The 20,300-nt window shown below is 69.6% G+C and carries 19 protein-coding genes; 9 read left to right on the forward strand and 10 right to left on the reverse strand.

Going from position 1 to position 20,300, the window contains the following annotated elements:
- Positions 1-2 precede the first annotated feature (2 nt).
- The 3 genes from PotMrB4_RS12595 to tssB form a co-directional block, all read right to left on the reverse strand.
- Entirely contained in the window at positions 3-500 is a 498-nt protein-coding gene (locus PotMrB4_RS12595) for an Hcp family type VI secretion system effector (RefSeq protein ID WP_074971089.1), read from the reverse strand.
- Positions 501-582: 82 nt separating this feature from the next.
- Positions 583-2,061, reverse strand: coding sequence for a type VI secretion system contractile sheath large subunit (gene tssC / locus PotMrB4_RS12600; protein ID WP_172433459.1), 1,479 nt, complete (start codon positions 2,059-2,061; stop codon positions 583-585).
- Between the two features lie 29 nt (positions 2,062-2,090).
- Positions 2,091-2,648, reverse strand: coding sequence for a type VI secretion system contractile sheath small subunit (tssB, locus tag PotMrB4_RS12605; protein ID WP_044404012.1), 558 nt, complete (start codon positions 2,646-2,648; stop codon positions 2,091-2,093).
- 204 nt (positions 2,649-2,852) lie between these two features.
- Here tssB and PotMrB4_RS12610 point away from each other — a divergent pair, with 204 nt between their 5' ends.
- The 5 genes from PotMrB4_RS12610 to tssA all read left to right on the forward strand — a co-directional run bounded on the left by PotMrB4_RS12610 (position 2,853) and on the right by tssA (position 10,410).
- Complete coding sequence (locus tag PotMrB4_RS12610) at positions 2,853-3,329, forward strand: type VI secretion protein (RefSeq protein WP_172433460.1); 477 nt, start codon at positions 2,853-2,855, stop codon at positions 3,327-3,329.
- Between the two features lie 66 nt (positions 3,330-3,395).
- Positions 3,396-4,730, forward strand: a complete 1,335-nt coding sequence (gene tssK, locus PotMrB4_RS12615; protein WP_172433461.1) for a type VI secretion system baseplate subunit TssK — start codon at positions 3,396-3,398, stop codon at positions 4,728-4,730.
- Between the two features lie 18 nt (positions 4,731-4,748).
- Positions 4,749-5,519 (forward strand): DotU family type IV/VI secretion system protein, encoded by a 771-nt coding sequence (locus PotMrB4_RS12620; protein WP_074971099.1) that lies wholly within the window; start codon positions 4,749-4,751, stop codon positions 5,517-5,519.
- A complete protein-coding gene (locus tag PotMrB4_RS12625) occupies positions 5,516-9,337 on the forward strand; it encodes a type VI secretion protein IcmF/TssM N-terminal domain-containing protein (RefSeq protein ID WP_172433462.1) in 3,822 nt (1,273 codons plus the stop codon). Before PotMrB4_RS12620 ends, PotMrB4_RS12625 begins: the two co-directional genes overlap by 4 nt.
- On the forward strand, positions 9,334-10,410 hold the full coding sequence (gene tssA, locus PotMrB4_RS12630) for a type VI secretion system protein TssA (RefSeq protein ID WP_172433463.1): 1,077 nt from the start codon (positions 9,334-9,336) through the stop codon (positions 10,408-10,410). Before PotMrB4_RS12625 ends, tssA begins: the two co-directional genes overlap by 4 nt.
- 8 nt (positions 10,411-10,418) lie before the next feature.
- Here tssA and PotMrB4_RS12635 read toward each other — a convergent pair whose 3' ends face one another.
- Positions 10,419-10,775, reverse strand: a complete 357-nt coding sequence (locus tag PotMrB4_RS12635; RefSeq protein WP_232060825.1) for a DUF1428 domain-containing protein — start codon at positions 10,773-10,775, stop codon at positions 10,419-10,421.
- 165 nt (positions 10,776-10,940) lie between these two features.
- On the opposite strand from PotMrB4_RS12635, the gene PotMrB4_RS12640 reads away from it, so the two are divergent.
- Positions 10,941-11,333: a VOC family protein gene (locus PotMrB4_RS12640; protein ID WP_172433464.1), complete on the forward strand. Its 393-nt coding sequence runs from the start codon at positions 10,941-10,943 to the stop codon at positions 11,331-11,333.
- Between the two features lies 1 nt (position 11,334).
- Entirely contained in the window at positions 11,335-12,066 is a 732-nt protein-coding gene (locus PotMrB4_RS12645) for a hypothetical protein (protein ID WP_172433465.1), read from the forward strand.
- A gap of 36 nt (positions 12,067-12,102) precedes the next feature.
- Here the strand turns inward: PotMrB4_RS12645 and paaK are convergent, their stop codons facing one another.
- The 6 genes from paaK to paaF all read right to left on the reverse strand — a co-directional run bounded on the left by paaK (position 12,103) and on the right by paaF (position 18,304).
- The gene (paaK, locus tag PotMrB4_RS12650; RefSeq protein ID WP_044404129.1) at positions 12,103-13,416 is read right to left on the reverse strand and encodes a phenylacetate--CoA ligase PaaK; all 1,314 of its coding nucleotides are present in this window, start codon (positions 13,414-13,416) and stop codon (positions 12,103-12,105) included.
- A gap of 104 nt (positions 13,417-13,520) precedes the next feature.
- The gene (pcaF, locus tag PotMrB4_RS12655; RefSeq protein ID WP_197939524.1) at positions 13,521-14,726 is read right to left on the reverse strand and encodes a 3-oxoadipyl-CoA thiolase; all 1,206 of its coding nucleotides are present in this window, start codon (positions 14,724-14,726) and stop codon (positions 13,521-13,523) included.
- A 7-nt stretch (positions 14,727-14,733) separates the two neighbouring features.
- Positions 14,734-15,183 (reverse strand): hydroxyphenylacetyl-CoA thioesterase PaaI, encoded by a 450-nt coding sequence (gene paaI / locus PotMrB4_RS12660; RefSeq protein WP_107330720.1) that lies wholly within the window; start codon positions 15,181-15,183, stop codon positions 14,734-14,736.
- Positions 15,170-16,693 carry a 3-hydroxyacyl-CoA dehydrogenase PaaH gene (gene paaH, locus PotMrB4_RS12665; protein WP_172433467.1) on the reverse strand — a complete coding sequence of 508 codons (1,524 nt, stop codon included), beginning with the start codon at positions 16,691-16,693 and terminating at the stop codon, positions 15,170-15,172. Before paaH ends, paaI begins: the two co-directional genes overlap by 14 nt.
- A 4-nt stretch (positions 16,694-16,697) precedes the next feature.
- Positions 16,698-17,489: a 2-(1,2-epoxy-1,2-dihydrophenyl)acetyl-CoA isomerase PaaG gene (paaG, locus tag PotMrB4_RS12670; protein WP_172433468.1), complete on the reverse strand. Its 792-nt coding sequence runs from the start codon at positions 17,487-17,489 to the stop codon at positions 16,698-16,700.
- A 41-nt stretch (positions 17,490-17,530) separates the two neighbouring features.
- Positions 17,531-18,304 carry a 2,3-dehydroadipyl-CoA hydratase PaaF gene (gene paaF, locus PotMrB4_RS12675; protein ID WP_044403976.1) on the reverse strand — a complete coding sequence of 258 codons (774 nt, stop codon included), beginning with the start codon at positions 18,302-18,304 and terminating at the stop codon, positions 17,531-17,533.
- A 336-nt stretch (positions 18,305-18,640) separates the two neighbouring features.
- On the opposite strand from paaF, the gene paaY reads away from it, so the two are divergent.
- Both paaY and paaX read left to right on the forward strand, forming a co-directional pair.
- Positions 18,641-19,237, forward strand: coding sequence for a phenylacetic acid degradation protein PaaY (gene paaY / locus PotMrB4_RS12680; RefSeq protein ID WP_172433469.1), 597 nt, complete (start codon positions 18,641-18,643; stop codon positions 19,235-19,237).
- Between the two features lie 88 nt (positions 19,238-19,325).
- Positions 19,326-20,249, forward strand: a complete 924-nt coding sequence (gene paaX / locus PotMrB4_RS12685; protein ID WP_044404127.1) for a phenylacetic acid degradation operon negative regulatory protein PaaX — start codon at positions 19,326-19,328, stop codon at positions 20,247-20,249.
- Positions 20,250-20,300 lie beyond the last annotated feature (51 nt).

Here is a 20,300-nt window from a genome sequence, read left to right on the forward strand (position 1 = left end):
CCTTACTTGACGAGCTTGTTGGCGGCCAGGTCCCAGGTGGAGGCGGCGGTGCCTTCCTTGGTGCCGTCGTCCTTCTGCGCGGTGAGTTCCCATTTGATCTTGGTGAAGTTCAGCGAGAGGGTTTCCACCGGCTTGCCGCCGGCACCGCCGCTGACGCTGACGTTGGAGAGCACCACGTTGTCGAGGGTGTAGATGATGAACGGCAACAGCTTGCCGTCGCCTTCGGCGGCGTTGCGGCCGATGGTGATCTTGGCCGTGGCGATGGGCTTGCCGGCGCAGCAGTATTCGTTGAGCGAGGGGGTGGCGGTGTCGACGAACTTGGTGACGGTGAACTCGCCGATGTGCGGCTTGCCGGAGGTGCGTTCCGAGTTGCTGACGTCGTTGGTGACCTGCATCGCCACGTTGTGGCTGTAGGACATCAACTCGATCTTGTCGGTGTAGCCCTCGAGCAGGCTGTCGCCTTTGATGTCGTCGCCGAGGTCGAGAATGATGGCATCCATCGCGGATAACTCCTGGGTCTGGAAACGGGGTGGATCGTGAGAGAGGCGAGCCCCCGCCGGAGCGGCCGGCGGGGGCGTCGGGTCAGGCCGCTACCGGCGGTGGCAGGCTGGCCACCAGGCGGATCGAGGCGGTCAGCTCCTCCAGCTGGAAGTGCGGGCGCAGGAACACCGTGGCGCGATAGACCCCCGGCTTGCCGGCCACTTCCGAGACGTCCACGCGGGCTTCGCGCAGCGGGTACTGGGCCTTGATCTCCTGGGGCGCGTTGTCGTTGATCAGCACGTAGTCCGCGATCCAGTTGTTGAGGTAGGTCTGCACGTTGTCGCGGGTCATGAAGCTGCCCACCTTGTCGCGCATGATCACCTTCAGGTAGTGGGCGAAGCGCGAGGCGGCCAGCACGTACGGCAACATGGCCGAGATGCGTGCGTTGGCGTTGGCCTCGTTGGTGTTGTAGACCTTGGCCTTGTTGGTGGTCTGGCCGCCGAAGAACACCGCCATGTCGGTGTTCTTCTTGTGGCAGAGGGAGATGAAGCCGAGGTCGTTCAGCTCCTTCTCGCGGCGGTCGGTGATCGCCACTTCGGTCGGGCACTTCAGCGACAGGTCGCCGGACAGGGTGCGGAAGGTGTGGGCCGGCAGGCCTTCCACCGCGCCACCGCCCTCGGCGCCGCGGATCGCCGCGCACCAGCCGTACTTGGCGAAGGCGCTGGTGATGCGCGCGGCCAGCAGCCAGGCGGCGTTGCCCCAGAGGTACTTGGAGTGGTCGGTGCCGTTGACGTCCTCGACGTAGTCCATGCCTTCCACCGGTTTGGTGTCCGGGCCGTAGGGCAGGCGCAGGAGGAAGTTCGGCAGCACCAGGGAGACGTAGCGCGAATCCTCGCTCTCGCGGAAGCTGCGCCACTTGATCAGCTCCAGGCTCTCGAAGATCTTGCCGAGCTCACGGGGCACGGCCAGCTCGGTGAAGCTGTTCATGTCGAACAGCTTGGGGTTGGCGGCGGCGATGAAGGGCGCGTGAGCGGCGGCGGCGACGTTGGAGAGCTTCTCCAGCAGGGCCACGTCCTGGGGGTGGCGGCCGAAGGCGTAGTCGCCGACCAGCAGGCTGAACGGGTGCCCGCCGAAGGTGCCGTATTCCTCTTCGTAGATCTTCTTGAACAGCGCGCTCTGGTCGAACTCGACGGCCTTCTCCAGGTCGTTCTGCAGCTCCTTCTGGGTGACGTTGAGCAGGCGCAGCTTCAGGCGGCTGCTGGTCTCGGTCTGGTCCACCAGCATGTGCAGGCCGCGCCAGGAGGCTTCCAGCTTCTGTAGCTCGGGGTGGTGCAGGACTTCGTTGAGCTGGTCGCTGATCAGCTTGTCGATCTGGCTGATGCGGTCGTTGATCATGGCCACGGTGTCCTTGTCGATGGCCATGCCTTCGTCGAGGACCTGGGTGGCGAACTCCGCGAGCAGGTCGCGGGCGTAGCCCTGCTGGCTCTCGTCGTGGGCCATGCGGCCCTCGGCGATGATGCGGTCGAGCAGGGTCAGGGTCTGGGTCGTGCTCTCGCTGGATGCACCGGCTTCGGTTGCCATTGCGTTGTCTCCGGGAATTCGGGGGGCGGTCAGGCCGGTTCGGCCGGTGCTTCGCCATCGGCTGCGGCGGCGCCTTCAGCGGCCGGCGCTTCGCCTTCGGGGCGGGCGGACTTGATCTCCTGCAGGCCTTCGGTGTTGCTCACCACCTCCTGCAGCAGCTTGTCGAGGTCGTCGTTGCCGTCGAGCTTGGTGAGCAGGTCGCGCAGGCGCTGGCGGGCCTCGTAGAGACGGCGCAGCGGGGTGATCTGCTTGACGATGTTGACCGGGTCGAAGTCGTCGAAGTGACGGAAGCGCAGCTCGACATTGAGCTTGCTGCCGTCGCCGCTGATGGTGTTCTCCACCTGCAGGGTGCTGCGCGGTTCGATGGAGGCGAGCACCTCGTTGAAGTTGTCGCGGTCGAGTTCGGTGAAGCGACGTTCGATCAGCTTGGGCAGGGGCTTGTCGGGTTTGCCGGAGAGGTCGGCGAGGATGCCGACCACGAGGGGCAGCTCCTTCTTCTCGATGGCGTTGCCGATCTCGACGTCGTAGGTGATCTGGACGCGGGGCGGGCGGATCCGGTCCAGCTTGTGCTGCGTGCTTTCTGCCATGGTGAGGGGGCTCCGATGCAATGCTTCGAGCGCAATGCCTCGGCGACGCCTGCCATTGCACTCCCTTGCGAGGCCGCCGGAACGACGCGGCCTGGAGCCGGTGCCTGTCCGTGGCGGTCCTACAGATTCGTCTGTCAGACGAACTATCCAGACACGCTAGAACAGGTTTATAAATTTGCAAACGCAAACCAAGAACGGACCTCCATGAAGCACGGACGTTTCAAATTCCGCCTCCGAATCCTCCTGCTCGCCCTTGCCGTACTGCCCCTGGCTGGCTGCGCCTGGCTGTTCGCGCCGCGCGTCCAGCTCGACGAAATCACCCTCGATGTCGCTCCCCGCGCCAACGACGACACCCCCCTGGCGGTGGACTTCGTGGCGGTGGACGACCCGGACCTGTTCAAGCTGCTCTCCAGCGTCAATGCGCGGCAGTGGTTCAGCGAGCGCGAGCAGTACCGCCGCGACTACCGCACGCAGTTTTCCGTGTGGAGCCTGGAGCTGGTTCCGGGGCAGTTGATGCAGGTCCAGGACTTTCCGTTTTCCGGCCGCCGCTCGGCTGGACTTTTGGTCTTCGCCGGCTATAACACTCCCGGTGCTCACCGCCTGCGGCTGGATGAGCAGAGCCGTGTGTGGCTCAGGTTCGACAGCCGAGAGATTCGCCTGATGGGTGACGACGGGCGGTGAACCCGAGCCCCTGAAACAGCGGGAAACCGCATTGCGGGATGGTCAAGGATGTCGAAGGGGAGTGGTATGAACGTGTTGCCTGACGCAGTCTGCTGGCACGAGGGCATGCAGTTGCTGCCCCAGCATTTCCAGCTGCAGGGATTGCGCGCCGAGGTCCTCGCCGCCCGTTTCGGTCACGCCGCCAACCCCTGGTTCTGGGGGCTCAGCCAACTCGAACTCGACCCCGCCGCGCTCAGTGCCGGCCTCATCCGCGTGCTGGCCCTGGAGGCCATCCTCCCCGACGGTTTGCCGGTGAGCCTGCAGCCCGGCGACGGCGCCACCCTGGAGCTGGATGTCGGCCCCGCCATCGCCGAATCGCCCACCGCCAGCACCACCGTCTACCTCGCCATCAACCCCCTAGGCCGCAGCGGCCAGGTGCTGCCGCTGCGCGGTCGCCTGCAGTCCCAGGTCGGCGAGGCGGTGCCGGACCTGGCCAGTGGCGAGCACCCGGAGCCGATCCTGGTCTGGCGGCCCGCCGCGCGCCTGGTCACCGACAGCGGCCGGGCCGATTCGGTGTGCCTGCCGCTGCTGCGCATTGCCAAGGAGGGCGGCGGCTTCGTGCGCCAGCCCTATGCCGCGCCAACGCCGCGCATCCTCCCCGAATCCGACCTCGGCCGTGCAGTGGCCGAACTCTGCGCCCGGGCGCGGGAGAAGTGCCTGTTCCTCGGCGGTCGCCTGCGCCAGGCCGAGCAGGCCGGGCAGGACGACGACCGTGCCGAGATCGGCCGCCAGCTCACCGCGTTGTGGGCACGCCTGCCGGAAGTGGAAGCAGCGCTGAACAGCCGCGTCGCTACCCCGGATCGCCTCTACGGCCTGCTGGTGGGCATGGCCGGCGCCTGGTGCGCGCTGGACCCGGTGGCCGGCGTACCCGCATTCGCCCCCCTGGACTACCTGGACCTCAAGCGTGGCTACGACGAAGTGCTCGACTGGCTGGATGCGGTCCTGGCGCGCATTCGCGTCGGCTACCGCTGCCTGCTGTTCCAGGGCCTGGAGCAGGGCTTCGCCATCCAGCTGCCCGACGCCCGTTCCCCCCGCCAGCGCCTGGTGATCGGCCTGCGCATGCCCGCCGGTGCCGGCGAACAGGGCGCGCTGGACTGGCTCGGCCAGGCCATCATCGCCTCGCAATCGAAGGTCGCCACCCTGGCTCGCCAGCGCATGAGCGGCTTGCCCCACCAGAGCATGAGCCGCGCCGAGCAACTGGCCTACGGCGTGGGCGAGGACACCCGGCTGTTCGTGGTCCAGGCCGCCGGGGAGTGGTTCGACCCGGAGCAGCGCTTCTGCCTGATCGTCCCCGGCCAGGCGGCCCAGGTCGGTCCCTGGCAGGTGGTGCTGTTCGTCAACCAGGACACCGAGACCGCCTGATCAGCCAAGGACGCGCACATGCCCGAAAGGAGTCTGGCCCTTTACCCGCCCGAGTTCGGCGAGGCCCCCCTGAGCCTCGCCTTCCGCGAAGCCTGGCTGGAATGGCGAGGGGCCTGGGACCTGCTGGAAGACCTCGACGACCCCGAGCCGCAACTGGTGGAGAAGGTGGCCGAAGCCGCCACGCGCATCGTCCGCCGGCTGTGGCGCAGCGGCTTTGCCCGGGTCGGGGATTCCGCCGCGGACCAGGTCAAGGCCTCGGTCTATGCCTTCGTCGCGCTGCTGGATGAAAGCCTCCTGTTCACCCCCTGGCGTGGCCAGTCCACCTGGCAGGAGCGCCCGCTGGAGATGCGCCTCTACGGCTCGCGCAATGCCGGCGAGCGCCTGCCGGCGGCTATCCGTACCCTGTTGCAGACCCGCTCGCCGTCCACCCGCGACCTGGCCAATGTCTACCTGCAATGCCTGGTGCTGGGCTTCCAGGGGCAACTGCGCGGGGAGCGCGGTCGGGTGCTCCACGAACGCTGGCGGCGGGCGCTGTTCACCTTCGCCTGGCACCGCGAGCCTGATCCCCAGGGGGCCCTGCAGAGCCTGGCGCGGCCGACCCAGGCGGCGCCGCTGCGCCTGCCGCTGCGGCGCACCCTGCCTGACGGTTTCCGCCTGACCCTGGCGGTGGTCGCCGGCGTCCTGCTGCTGACCGCCGTGGGCCATGGGTTCTGGCGCGACATCCAGTCCGAGCTGGAGCCGGTGATGCACCTGGGCCAACTGGTCGATGAAGAGGAAGGCGCCGAATGAGCGGCTTCGCCATCGCCCTGACCGTCTTCCTGGTGATCCTCGCGCTGGTGGCCCTCGGCGCCCTCTATTGGTGGCTGCGCACCCAGTCCGGCGCGGCGATCCGCACCTTCTACAACGCCGTGCGCAAGATGGAGCACGACCAGGGCACCCAGGACCGCTACCAGACGCCCTGGCTGATGCTGGTGGGCGACCCCCGCGAGGGCGCGCTGCTGGCCCCGGACTGGCAACTGGCCCCGGTGGGCCGCCCGGCCTGGTTCGGCCGCTGGTGGGCCGACCCGGACGGCAGCCTGCTGGTGGTGCCGCAGAGCCTGTTCCTGCCGGAGGAGGGCGGTACCGCGCCGGCCTTCGTCTGGCGCCGCCTGCTGGGCATGCTGCTGCGCCTGCGTGGCCAGCGCCCGCTGGACGGGGTGATCTGGGTGGTGCCGCTGTCGCGCCTGATGAACGAGGCGCAACTGGCGTCGGATGCCATCACCGCACGCCGCCGCTTCAGCGAGCTGATGCAGCGCCTGGGCCTGAGCCTGCCGGTGCAGGTGATGGTCACCTGCATGGAAGACATGCCCGGCTTCCTCGAACTGCTCGACGCCCTGCCCGACGAGGCCCGCGAGCGTCTGCTGGGCTGGTCCTCACCCTACAGCCTGGATGCCGGCTGGCAGGGCTACTGGCTGGACGATGGCCTCGACCAGGTGATGCAGGCCCTGCAGGCCACGGTGATGGAAGTGGGCGCCCTGCGTGGCGAGCTGGGGGAGGACCTCTATCGCCTGCCGGGCCAGCTGGACAGCCTGCGCACCCACCTGCGGGCGCTGCTGGAGCCGGTGTTCCAGGGCAACACCCAGGGCGAGGCGCCGCGTTTGCGGGGCATCTACTTCAGCGGCGCGCGTGCGCTCGGCGGCCCGGCCGACCCCTGGGCAGTCGGCACGGGCGAGGGCCAGCCGCAGCAGCCGGCCTTCGCCGCCGGCCTCTGGCGCCAGCGCTTCCTCGCCGAGCAGGGGCTGGCCCAGGCCGTTCCGCGCATCCTCTACCTGCGCCAGCGCTGGCAGCGGGTGACGGCGGTGGTCGCCGGGGTGGTCGGTGTGTGCTGGCTGCTGGGCATGGTCTGGGTCTGGCACGACGCGCGGCAGGATGCCCGCGAGCTGACGCGCCTGGTGCAGGTCACGCAGAACGCCCATGTGCAGCTCAAGGACCCGGCCCGCAGCCAGGAGCAGGCCCGGCGCAACATCCAGGGTTTCTGGAACCTGCTGCGCGATGCGCCGCGCTGGCATTTCGCCGCGCTGGTCTACCCCACCTCCTGGTTCTCCAGCCAGAACGCGCGCATGGACGAGGTTCTGCGCACCCTGGCCCGCAGCGAGGCCCTGTCGCCCGTGCTGCAACTGGAGCAGATGGAGCTGGAGCGCCTGCTGGCGATCCGCCCGACGGAGCGCCACACCAATGTCGAGGGCGAGGTTCCGGAAGACTGGCCCAACTACGTCAAGGCAAAGAGTCTGGCCTACGGCGCTGCGGCCCTGGAGCAGCAGAACCGCTGGCTGGGCGATGCGCTGTCCGGTGACAAGGGCGTGCTGGAGCCCCTGGCGCAACTGGCCAACACCACCCTGGGCATGGAGCTGAACAGCGCCAGCCTGCACCGCCGCGCCTACTACGACCAGGTGCTGCGCAACCTCGGCGGGGCCGGGCTGGCACCGCTGGACCTGCGCAATGCGCGCGAGCCGATCACGGAGAACTTCCAGTCCCTGATGAAGCTCTGGCTGACCCAGTACTTCCTGGCGGAGAACTTCGTCGAGCCGGCGGCCTACCTGCGCATCCACCTGGAGAGCCTGCGCCGGGGGCAGGGCAGCTCGCTGTCCGACCTGGAAACCATCCGTGCCCGCATCGCGCGGCTGCAGGACATCCTCGCCCTGACCAACTCCGCGTGGAGCCACACCAATGGCGAGGAACTGGTGCCCGGCTACGGCAACCTGATGCAGACCGTGCGCCAGAGCAGCCTGCTGGGGAGCACCGTCGAGCAGGAGCTCAACGAGGAAGCCAACAAGCTGCGCCGCAGCTTCCACGGCCAATGGATCGCCGGTAGCGGAAACGACGCGAGCCTGCTGCAACGCCAGGCCGGCAACACCCTGGCCCTGCAGGACCACGTGGTGGCCCTGGACCGCGCCATCGACGACCTGCTGCGGCGGGACTTCACGGTGGCGGCCCTGCGCAAGGACTCGGGCGATGCCAACCCGCGCAGCCTGCGCAACGTCGACGCCCGCGCCCTGACCCAGGCCTTCAGCTACGTGGAGAGCTACCGCGCCTTCGTCGCCAGCGCCATGGCGCCGATCCCTTCGGACTACCGCGAAGGCATGCGCATCGCGGCCGGCGAAGCGGTTGCCCGCGCCGTGTGGGCCAGCCTGGTGGCCTCGCCGGAGCGTGCGCCCGGTGCCACCGGGCGGGTCTTCGACGTACCGGTGGACCAGGCCATGCAGGTGCTCCAGGCGCTGCTGGAAGTGGGGCGCCACGACCTCGCCGGGAGCCTGCGCGGGCAGCTCACGCGGATGGCCATGGCCGACGTCAACGGCGCGCTGGCCAGCATCGACGGCATGCCGCTGTTCACCCAGCGCTACGACATCGCCCAGTGGGACGGCTCCCGCGAGCTGGGCCTGCGCCTGTTCCGCGCCAGCGACGTGCAGGACCTGAAGACCAGCCTCGCCCAGCAGTTCGGCGCCATCCAGGGCAGCTGCGAAAGCGCCGCCCCGGCCCTGGCCTGGCTGCAGGACCAGCCCGAGCTGAGCGTCGCCGAGCAGGACCGGGTGCACCGCCTCGCCGCCCTCAGCGAGGAGATGGTCAAGTACAAGGCACAGAACCCCACCAGCTCGCCGGCCCTGTTCGAGCAACTGGTGGCCCGCGACTTCGTCGAGATGGACCGTGGCTCCTGCCAGCAGGTGCTCACCACCGCCACCCTGTCCACCGGCTCCGGTGACCTGGCGCGCCGCTCCCAGGTGCTGCGTGACCAGGCCGCCCAGCGCTGCAGCGACCTGCAGCGGCAGCAAGCCGCCCAGGCCTGGGACGCCCTGGCGGTCTACTTCAACCAGTACCTGGCGGGGCGCTTCCCCTTCGCCTACAGCCTGCGGACCGAAGACGCCGACCCGGCCCGGGTGCAGCACCTGGTGGAGCTGATCGACACCCACCTGGCTGCCGCCCGCGAGGGGCTCAAGTGGGGGCAGGCCGCCGACCGGCCCGCCGCCGAGGACTTCCTCACCCGCCTGGAGCAGGCGCGGGCCTGGCTCGGGCCGCTGCTGCAGCGCGACAAGTCCGGCGCCCTGGGGCTGGACATGGAAGTGCGCTGGCGCACCGACCGCGAGTCCGAGCGCGGGGCCGACCAGGTGATCGCCTGGTCCCTGCACGCCGCCGATCGCCAGCTGGACTACCCGGGCGAACCCGGGCGCCTGCTGTGGAATGCCGGCGAGCCGCTGCACCTGCTGCTGCGCTGGGCCAAGGACAGCGGCCAGCGGCCGGGCATCGACCCGCTGCAGCCGAGCATGGCGGTCAACGACCTGGAGGTCGGCTGGGAGTACCGCGGGCCCTGGGCGCTGATGCGGCTGCTGCGCACCCATGTGGTCGCGCAGCGCCAGCCCAGCCCGGACTACACCGACTTCCCGCTGACCCTGCGCGTACCCGTGCGCGGCGTGACCCAGGGCGAGCCGCAGGCGCTGATGTTCCTGCGCCTGTCGCTGATGGCCCAGGGCGGCAAGCAGCCCCTGTCGCTGCAGCCCTTGCCGGTGCGCGCGCCGCGCTCGCCGTTCGACGGCTGGCGGCCCGATTCCTTCGTCAGTTCCCAGGTAACCCCATGAGTTGGCAACCCACCGGCCCCAGCCTCGACGACCTGCTGGCACCGATTTCCGACGGCGATCCCTGCGGCGAGAACCTGCGCCACGCCCCCGAGATGGACCGTCTGCGGCAGATGCGCCGCGAGGACGACCCGTCGCTGCCCGAGGGCGTCTGGCAGGCCGAACTCAAGCGCGGTGACTGGAGCGGCGTGGAGGCCCTGGCCGGCGACCTGCTGTGTCGCCGCAGCAAGGACCTGATGCTCGCCGCCTGGCTCGGCGAGGCGTGGTTGATGCGCCATGGCCTGCATGGTGCGGCGCCGGCCCTGGGCCTGCTGGCCGGGCTCTGGGCGCGCTACCCGGACGACCTGCACCCGCGCGCCGAGGATGACGACCGCTCCTGGCGGGTGGCGCCCCTGGAGTGGGTGGCGCGGCGCTACAACGAACTGCTGCTGACCCGCTGCCCGATGCTGGGCGTGGTGGAGGGTGACCTGGCCGATGTCACCCTGGCCCACTGGCAGGGCCTCAAGCAACGCCAGGTCCAGGTCGGCGACAGCAAGGCAGCCAAGGCCGCTGCCGAGGCCGCGCGGCTGGAGCAGAGCAAGCTGGATGAGGCACTGCGGCGCCTGCCCGCCGAGCAGTTCGTCACCCTGGACGCCGAGCTGGGCCAAGCGCTGGCCGAGCTGGCACGGCTCGAGCACGGCTGCGACGAGTGGCTGGGCGAGCTGGCGCCGGGTTTCGGCCCGCTGCGTGGCGTTCTGGACGCCCTGCATGCCTTCGTCCACGAACGTCTTCCCTACGTCCCCGAGGTGCCGCCCATGCCGGAGCCCGTTTCCACCCCCGAGCACGAGGCCGCACCGGCCACTGCCGCCGTCGCCGCCTTGCCCGCCGGTGCGCCCAGCAGCCGCGAGGAGGCCTACCGGCAACTGGCGCAGATTGCCGACTTCCTGGCCCGTACCGAGCCCCACAGCCCGGTGCCCTATGTGATCCGCCGCGCGGTGGAGTGGGGGCATCAGCCGCTGAGCAGCCTGCTGGACGAGCTGCTCAACGCCGACGCCGAGTCGCGGCGCCTGTGGCAGTTGCTGGGGGTGCTGAGGTAGCGCAGCGGTCAGGCGCTCACCAGCACCTCGAACCCGCCGAAGATCATCCGCTTGCCGTCGAAGGGCATTCCCGCGGGGTCGGTCTTCAGGCGCGGGTCTTCCATGGCCCGTTGCATGCCACTGTCGCGCATGGCCTTCGAGGGCCAGGTGATCCAGGAGAACACCACGGTTTCCTCCGGTTTGCACTGCACGGCCATGGGGAAGGACGTCAGAGTCCCTTCCGGGACGTCATCGCCCCAGCATTCGCAGACGCTGAGGGCGCCACAGTCCCTGAACACAGTGGCGGCCTGCTCGGCCAGTTCGCGGTAGGCCTCGCGGGAAGCCGTTGGCACGGCCAGTACATAGCCGTCGACGTAGAGGGTCACGGTCGATCTCCTGGGTGGACTCATGGACAGGCGGTACGGCTTGCCTGGATTCATTCGACACGGGTTTCGTCACCCTGCGGAAGCGTGCCGACCAATGGGCCGCTTGTGGGCGCGGCGGTGAGCGAGGAAGATGCCGGACCTCCCAGACAACACGGACGTACGACCATGAAACTCGGCTACACCATCCTCTACGTCAGCGACGTATCCGCCTCCCTGGCCTTCTTCGAAACAGCCTTCGGGCTGCCGACGCGCTTCCTCCACGAGTCCGGCGACTACGGCGAGGTAGAGACCGGCGCCACCACCCTGGCCTTCGCCAACCATGCCCTGGGCGACTTCAACTTCCCCGGCGGCCATGTGCGTGCCGATGCTTCCGCCCAGCCGCTGGGCATGGAGATCGGCCTGGTCACCGACGATGTGGCCGCCGCGCACCAGCGCGCGCTGTCGGCCGGTGCCCACGAGCTGGCGCCGCCGGTGGCGCGGCCCTGGGGCCAGGTGGTGTCCTACCTGCGCTGCCCGGACGGCCTGCTGGTGGAACTGTGCACCCCGGTGGAGGGCTGACGTGCGCACACGGCACCTGGCACTGGGGGCGCTGCTGGGGCTGGCCGCCGGCCCGCTGCTGGCAGCGCCCTACGAGGGCTATGACGAGTTCTATGCCGGGCTCGGCAGGAACCTGTTCCCGGGTGAGGGGCTCGAGTTGCAGCAGGCCTGCACCGACGAGCCCCGTCATTGCCTGTGGACCAACGCCCTCGGCGTGGCGGCCGAGCGCTACCCGGATGCGCTGTGGAGCGCGCCCGGGGCGCTGGGCAGCGAGGCACCGGCCGGCTGGCCGGCGCTGGTGTTCGATGGCAGCACCCTGGCGGTTGCCGGGCGCACCTTGTCGCTGGCGGACGCGGTGAACCTCGCCCCGGCGGACTGGGGCGGCACCTCGCCCCAGGACCCGGAATCGCTGGCCTCGGTCACCGCCTGGCAACAGGGCACGGACCTGTGCCTGGAGCTGCACTACAACGGCAGCGGGCGCATGACCCGCTACAGCGGCGTGCTGGTGGTGAGGGACGGGAACCTGCATGTGCTGCCGCCGCTGTTCGCCGCCTGCGGGGCGGTGCGCGAAGGGGGCAACGGCGTCTTCTTCTATCCCGACACCCGCTACCTGGAAGGCCCGGGCGACCTGCCGCCGGGTGTGCAGATGGATTACCGGCGCAGCGACGGGGCCGCCTCGGCCGAAACCTATCGCTTGCGCTTCAGTGAGCCGGACAACCCCTATCGCTTCGTGATCGAGCCCGCGCCCCGCTGAGAACGGGCGCAGGCCCGTTCCCGGCGGCGGGGTGGCTCAGCCGGCCTTGCGCCGGTCGTAGACGTGGCAGGCCTTGCCCTCGGAGCGCTTCAGCGAGAAGGGCGGGCGCAGCACCACCCGCGCGCTGATGCCGATGTAGGTCTTGATCAGCTTGCCCAGCTCGCTGCACAGGGCCAGCTCCTGGGCCGTGTTGGCCGGCTCCTGTCCCGGGCGCGGCTCGACGTGGATCTCGATGCCGTCGAGGTTGCCGTCGCGGTAGAGGTGGATCTCGTAGTTCTCCGACAGGGCACGCACTTTCAGCACCAGCTCCTCCACCTGGGTGGGGAACACGTTCACGCCGCGGATGATCAGCATGTCGTCACTGCGCCCGGTGATCTTGTCCATGCGCCGCATCGGCCGTGCGGTGCCGGGCAGCAGGCGGGTGAGGTCGCGGGTGCGGTAGCGGATCATCGGCAGCGCCTCCTTGGACAGGGAGGTGAACACCAGCTCGCCGTACTCGCCGTCTGGCAGCACCTGGCCGGTCACCGGGTCGATGATCTCCGGGTAGAAGTGGTCCTCCCAGATGGTCGGGCCGTCCTTGGTCTCGGCGCATTCCATGGCCACGCCCGGGCCCATGATTTCCGAGAGGCCGTAGATGTCCAGCGCGGTGATGCCCATGCGCTCCTCGATGGCGCGGCGCAGCTCGGCTGTCCAGGGTTCGGCACCGAAGATGCCCAGGCGCAGGGGCAGGTCGTGGGGGTCGATGCCCTGGCGTTCGATCTCGTCCGCCAGGTTCAGCATGTAGGACGGGGTGACCATGATGATGTCGGGCTGGAAGTCGCGGATCAGCTGCACCTGCTTCTCGGTCTGGCCGCCGGACATGGGGATCACCGTGCAGCCCAGGCGCTCGGCGCCGTAGTGCGCGCCCAGGCCGCCGGTGAACAGGCCGTAGCCGTAGGACACGTGCACCTTGTCACCCTTGCGCCCCCCGGCCGCGCGGATGGAGCGCGCCACCACGCCGGCCCAGGTGTCGATGTCGTTGCGGGTGTAGCCCACCACCGTCGGCTTGCCGGTGGTGCCGCTGGAGGCGTGCAGGCGCACCACCTCGCTCTGGGGCACGGCGAACATGCCGTAGGGGTAGTTGTCGCGCAGGTCGTTCTTGCCGGTGAAGGGGAAGCGCGCCAGGTCCTCCAGGGACTGCAGGTCGTCCGGGTGCACGCCCGCCTCGTCGAAGCGGCGGCGGTACAGCGGGACGTTGTCGTAGGCGTGCTTCAGGCTCCAGCGCAGGCGATCCAGCTGGTGCTGGCGCAGTTCGTCGACGCTGGCGGTTTCCATGGGATCGAGCAAGGCGGTGGAGGCGATCGTGTTCATCATGGGTCACTCGAATTGTTGTTGTAGTCGACAGCCGGTGAGGGGCTGCGAGTGCAGGCGAGCAGCATACTCCGCGCTGTTCGCCCGGGCTCGGGCGTAGCGTTTCAGCGCCTTTCAATGACCAGGGCGATGCCCTGGCCGACGCCGATGCACATGGTGCAGAGGGCATAGCGGCCCTGGCGTTCTTCCAGTTCGTGGAGGGCGGTGGTCACCAGGCGCGCGCCGCTCATGCCCAGCGGGTGGCCGAGGGCGATGGCGCCGCCGTTGGGGTTGACCCGGGGGTCGTCGTCGGCCACGCCCAGCTCCCGCAGCACGGCCAGGCCCTGGGCGGCGAAGGCCTCGTTGAGTTCGATCACGTCCATGTCGGCCAGGGACAGCCCGGTCAGCTCCAGCACCTTGCGGGTCGCCGGGACCGGGCCGATGCCCATGATGCGCGGCTCCACCCCGGCAGTGGCCATGCCGACCACCCGGGCGCGGGCCTTGAGGCCGTGGCGCCGGGCGGCGGCGGGGCTGGCCAGCAGCAGGGCACAGGCGCCGTCGTTGACGCCCGAGGCGTTGCCGGCGGTGACCGAACCGCCCGGGCGGAAGGGCGTGCCCAGTTTGGCCAGTTGCTCCAGGGTGGTATCGCCGCGCGGGTGCTCGTCCTGGCTCACCACCTTGGGCGGGCCTTTGCGCTGGGGGATTTCCACGGGGACGATCTCTTTGCCCAGGCGCCCGCTGGCCTGGGCCGCGGCGGCGCGCTGCTGGCTGCGCAGGGCGAAGGCGTCCTGGTCGGCGCGGGAGATGCCGAACTGCTCGGCGACGTTCTCGGCGGTCTCCGGCATGGAGTCGATGCCGAATCCGGCCTGCATCAGCGGGTTGACGAAGCGCCAGCCGATGGTGGTGTCGAAGATCTCCGCCTGGCGGGAGAAGGCGGTGTCGGCCTTGCCCATGACGAAGGGCGCGCGGGACATGGACTCCACCCCGCCGGCGATCATCAGTCCGGCTTCGCCGCAGCGCAGGGCGCGGGCGGCGCTGCCCACGGCGTCGAGGCCGGAGCCGCACAGGCGGTTGAGGGTGGTGCCGGGCACGCTCTGCGGCAGGCCGGCGAGCAGGGCGGCCATGCGCGCGACGTTGCGGTTGTCCTCGCCGGCCTGGTTGGCGCAGCCGTAGATCACGTCGTCGATGGCGCTCCAGTCCAGTTCCGGGTGGCGCGCCATCAGGGCGCGGATCGGCACCGCGCCGAGATCGTCGGCACGCACGCCGGACAGCGCCCCGGCGTAGCGGCCGATGGGGGTGCGCACGGCGTCGATGATCAGGGCGTCGTTCATCTGGACATCACTCATCAGGGGTCTCCTGCGCGAGCACCGTGCCGCGCACTTTGTAGGATTTGCCGTGGAACAGGGCGATCAGCTGCCCGTTCTGGTTCTCGATGCGCACGTCGTAGTTGCCGGTGCGCCCGCTGCGGCTCTGCTCGCTGGCCTGGGCGGTGAGGGTGTCGCCCAGGCGCGCCGGGGCCACGTAGTCGATGCTGCAGCCGATGGCCACGGTGGCTTCGTTGTAGCTGTTGCAGGCGAAGGCGAAGGCCGAGTCGGCCAGGGCGAAGAGGTAGCCGCCGTGGCAGGTGCCGTGGCCCTGGACCATGTCGGCGCGCACGGTCATGCCCATCTGCGCCTGGCCGGGTGCGACGGAGAGCAGGCGCATGCCCATGGCCTGGCTGGCGGTGTCGCGCTCGAACAGGGCGCTGCCGCAGGCCTCGGCCAGGGACAGGGCTTCATGGTTGGTCATGGAAGGTCCTCCCTTCGGCGACGTGGCGGCGCAGCAGCAGCGACGGGCGATAGCGCGCCTCGCCGTAGGCCACCTGCAGGTTGTCCAGGGTGCGCAGCAGCGCCGCCAGGCCGATGGCGTCCGCCCAGGCCAGCGGGCCCTTGGGGTAGTTGACGCCAGCGCGCATGGCCAGGTCGATGTCCGCCGCCGAGCCGACGCCCTGCAGCACCGCATCGGCGCCTTCGTTGGCCAGCATGGCGACGGTGCGCAGCACGGCCAGGCCGGGGATGTCGGCCAACGGCGTGGCGGTGATGCCGGCGCGCTGCAGCAGTGCCACGGCCTGGTCGCGGGCGAGGGCGGAGGTGCTGGCGGCCCAGGTGATGCCCAGGCGGCTGGCCTCGGCGTAGTCCAGCGCCAGGTCCAGCAGCACCAGGTTGGCCAGGCCGTCCTCACGGGCGCGCTGGCTGGCCAGGCGGCCGTCGGAGAGGGCCAGCACGGCATCGCCGACCCGCAGCAGGCCGGTGCCGTCACGGCGGGTCACCGCCAGGCCGGCGGCCTGCAGGCGCGCCGCCAGCGGCTCGGCCACGCCCAGGTGGCCCTCCACCACGCAGCCGTCCACGGTCTGCTCGCTGGAGAGCGCGGCGGGCGTCGGGCGCTGGGCGCCCTCGGCGTAGTCGTAGAAGCCACGGCCGCTCTTGCGCCCGAGGCGGCCGGCGTCCACCAGCTCCTTCTGGATCAGCGAGGGCTGGAAGCGGAAGTCGCCGTAGTAGGCCTCGAACACCGAGCAGGTGACGGCGTAGTTGACGTCGTGGCCGATCAGGTCGGTGAGTTCGAAGGCGCCCATGCGGAAGCCGCCGGCCTCGCGCATCAGGGCGTCGAGGGTGGCGCAGTCGGCGGCACCCTCCTGCAGCAGGCGCAGGCTTTCCGCATAGAAGGGCCGGGCCACGCGGTTGACGATGAAGCCGGGGGTGGAGCGGGTGTGCACCGGCTGCTTGCCCCAGGCACGCGCAGTGGCGTACAGGGCGTCAGCCAGGGCCGGGTCGCTGGCCAGGCCCGAGACGACTTCCACCAGGGCCATCAGCGGTGCCGGGTTGAAGAAATGCAGGCCGATCACCCGCCCCGGGTGGGCGAGCCCGGCGGCCAGGGCGGTGATGGACAGCGAGGAGGTGTTGCTGGCGAGGATGCAGGTGGGGCTGCACAGCGCCTCCAACTGCTGTAGCAGGGCGCGCTTGATCTCCAGGTTCTCGACGATGGCTTCGATCACCAGGCGTGCGTCGGCCAGGGCTTCCAGCGTCTCCGCCGGTTGCAGGCGGGCGACGATGGCCTGGCGCTCGGCGGCATCCAGCTTGCCTTTCTCCACCAGGCGGCCGAGCTGGCGGTCGATGCCGTCCACGGCCTGGGCGGCGGCGCCGGGTCGGTTGTCGTAGAGCCGGACCGGGTGGCCGGCCTGGGCCGCCACCTGGGCGATGCCGGCGCCCATGGCACCGGCGCCGATCACGGCGACGAGGGACGTTTGGGGCAGGGCGGGCATGGGCTCAGCGTCCTTTGAAGACCGGGGTGCGTTTGGCCATGAAGGCGCTGACGCCTTCGCGGTAGTCCTCGCTGCGGCCGGCCAGGCGCTGCAGGTCGCGCTCCAGTTCCAGCTGCTGGTCGAAGCTGTTGTCCAGGCTGGCATTGAGGCTGCGCTTGATCAGCGCCAGGCCGTAGGTCGGCTGGGTGGCCAGGTGGCGGGCGAGCTTGAGGGCCTCGTCACGCAGGGCGGCATCGTCCACCACGCGGTGGATCAGCCCCCACTGCTCGGCCTGCTCGGCGCTCAGGCGCTCGCCCAGCAGGGCCAGGGCCTTGGCGCGGGCCATGCCCACCAGGCGCGGCAGGGTCCAGGTGCCGCCGGAATCGGGGATCAGACCGATCTTGCAGAAGGCCTGGATGAAGCTGGCGGAGCGGGCGGCCAGGACCAGGTCGCACGCCAGGGGGATGTTGGCCCCGGCCCCGGCGGCGACGCCGTTGACGGCGCAGACCACCGGCATGGGCAGGTCGCGCAGGGTGCGGATCAGCGGGTTGTAGAACTGCTCGATGGAGGTACCCAGGTCCGGCGCCTCGCTGCCGGGGGCGACGTTGCGGTCGGCCAGGTCCTGGCCGGCGCAGAAGCCACGGCCTTCGCCGGTCAGCAGCAGCACGCGCACCGCCGGGTCCTGGCGCACCTGCTTGAGGGCCTCGCGGACCTCGCCGTGCATCTGGGCGTTGAAGCTGTTGAGCTGCTCGGGTCGGTTGAGGCTGAGGGTGGCGACACCCGCCTCGATGGAAAAGAGGATGTGTTCGAAGGTCATGTCTCGGGCGCTCCAGGGCGGCGGGAGAGGGCGGCCAGCGGTCACTGGCCGGTGAAGTCGGGGCGGCGCTTTTCCTGGAAGGCACGGATGCCTTCGTCGCGGTCGCGGGTGCCGGCCAGCAGGGTGAAGGCATGGCGCTCGAAGCGCAGGCCGCTGGCGAGGTCGGTGTCCTCGGCCTTGAGCACGGCCTCTTTAGCCAGGCGCACGGCCAGTGGCGCTTTCTGGGCGATCAGCCGGGCGATGGCGAGGGCGCGCTCGACGGTGAACTCGGGTTGGGTCACCTCGCTGACCAGCCCGGCGCGCAGGGCGTGGCGGGCGTCGATGGCTTCGCCGGTGAGCACCATCTGCATGGCCAGGGACTTGCCCACGGCGCGCAGCAGGCGCTGGGTGCCGCCGGCGCCGGGCATGATCCCGAGGTTGATTTCCGGCTGGCCGAAGCGGGCGTCTTCACCGGCGATGAGGATGTCGGCGTGCATGGCCAGCTCGCAGCCACCGCCGAGGCAGAAGCCGTTGACGGCGGCCACCAGCGGTTTGCCGAAGCGTGCGATGCGTTGCCAGTGGGCCTGGCGCGGGTCGTTGAGGATGCCCACCAGGTCGCGCTCGGCCATCTCCTGGATGTCGGCACCGGCGGCGAAGGCCCTGCGGCTGCCGGTGATCACCACCGCGCGGGTGTCGGCGTCCTGCTCGGCCAGGTCCAGCTCGGCAGCCAGTTCGCCGAGCAGCTCGGTGTTCAGCGCATTCAGCGCCTCGGGGCGCTGCAGGGTGATCAGGCGGACACCCAGTTCGGGCGGCAGGACAGCAAGGGTACGAGGCATGACGAACGTCCTCTGGTGCACGCGCGGCTCAGGCATGCCGCTCTTGTTGGTGAGATGGCGCGTGACCCGGGCGTTCGCGACGGGTCGCCATCCGTTGTGGCGGCAGTATAGGCATAAAGCGATACAAAACAACAAATCTAAAAATAGAAAATGTGTCTTAAAAGATCGCGGCTTGGTGGTTGTGAAGGGTCTGCTACAGGGCTTATCGGCCTTTAATTAGCGTTGAGTGGCTGATTGGTCGTGATTCTGGTGCTTTTTTGAAGGTGTTTCCATGTGATACAAGAGCTGTGTATTTTTGAATCGAATAAGGCTTGAGCCTGAGAAGGAGAAACGCCCATGGCCTGCTACAGCCTGGATGGACTGGTTCCGGTGGTGCACCCCACTGCCTATGTGCACCCGAGCGCGGTGCTGATCGGTGACGTGATCATCGGCCCGCACTGCTACGTCGGCCCGCTGGCCAGCCTGCGCGGCGATTTCGGGCGCATCGTTCTGGAGGAGGGCGCCAACATCCAGGACACCTGTGTGATGCACGGCTTCCCCGGCAGCGACACGGTGGTGGCGCGCAACGGCCACATCGGGCACGGCGCGGTGTTGCATGGCTGCCAGATCGGCGAAGACGCCCTGGTGGGCATGAATGCGGTGGTGATGGATGGCGCGCGCATCGGCGCGCGTTCCTTCGTTTCCGCCACGGCCTTCGTCAAGGCGGGTTTCACCTGCGATGCGCAGTCCCTGGTGATGGGCTCCCCGGCGCAGGTGCGCCGTGTGCTGAGCGATGACGAGGTGGCCTGGAAACAGGCCGGCACCCGCGAGTACCAGCGCCTGGCCCAGCGCTGCCTGGCGGCGCTCGAGCCCTGCGAGCCGCTGGCCGAGGTGGAGCCCGGCCGGCCGCGCATGAGCGATCCGGGCCTGCGGCCCAAGGGCGAGGCACACTGATGGGTTCGGTCTGTGGCCCCCTAACGCCTGTGGCCCCATCGTGAAGCGTGCGGGTATAGTCGGCATCCCTTAACGACCCCGTATGCCCATGACCTCCCTCGCGCCCCTGGACCAGCTCATCACCCGCTTCCAGCAGCAGACTCCCATTCGCGCCAGCTCGCTGATCATGACCCTCTACGGGGATGCCATCGAACCCCACGGCGGCACCGTCTGGCTGGGCAGCCTGATCCAGATGCTGGAACCCATCGGCATCAACGAACGGCTGATACGCACCTCGATCTTCCGCCTCACCAAGGACGGCTGGCTGAGTGCCGAGAAGGTCGGGCGGCGCAGCTACTACAGCCTCACCGGCACGGGTCGTCGGCGTTTCGAGAAGGCCTTCAAGCGCGTCTACAGCTCCGGCATCCCGGCCTGGGATGGCTCCTGGCACCTGGTGGTGCTGTCGCAGCTGCCCCAGGAGAAGCGCAAGCAGGTGCGCGAGGAGCTGGAGTGGCAGGGCTTCGGCGCCATCGCGCCGACCGTGCTGGCCAACCCCCGCTGCGACCGCGTGGACCTCACCACCACCCTGCAGGAGCTGGACGCCCTGGAGGACAGCATCGTCTTCGAGACCAGCGCCCAGGATGTGCTGGCCTCCAAGGCCCTGCGCATGCAGGTGCGCGAGAGCTGGCGGCTGGACGAACTGGGCGAGCACTACCGCGAGTTCATCCAGCTGTTCCGCCCGCTCTGGCAGGCCCTGCGCGAGCAGGAAAGCTTGGACCCGGAGGACTGCCTGCTGGCCCGCACGCTGCTGATCCACGAATACCGCCGCCTGCTGCTGCGCGACCCGCAACTGCCGGACGAACTGCTGCCCAGCGACTGGGAAGGCCGCTCGGCACGCCAGCTGTGCCGCAACATCTACCGCCTGATCTACGCCAAGGCCGAGGAATGGCTGAACGCCAACCTGGAAACCGCCGACGGCCCGCTGCCCGACGCCAGCGAGGGCTTCTACCGGCGCTTTGGCGGTCTGCGCTAGCACGCTGAACGAGGTGGGCAGGCCGGCCGCCTGCCCAGTCTTGTGCCGGCC

It is taken from the genome of Metapseudomonas otitidis (assembly GCF_011397855.1).
Taxonomy (GTDB): domain Bacteria; phylum Pseudomonadota; class Gammaproteobacteria; order Pseudomonadales; family Pseudomonadaceae; genus Metapseudomonas; species Metapseudomonas otitidis.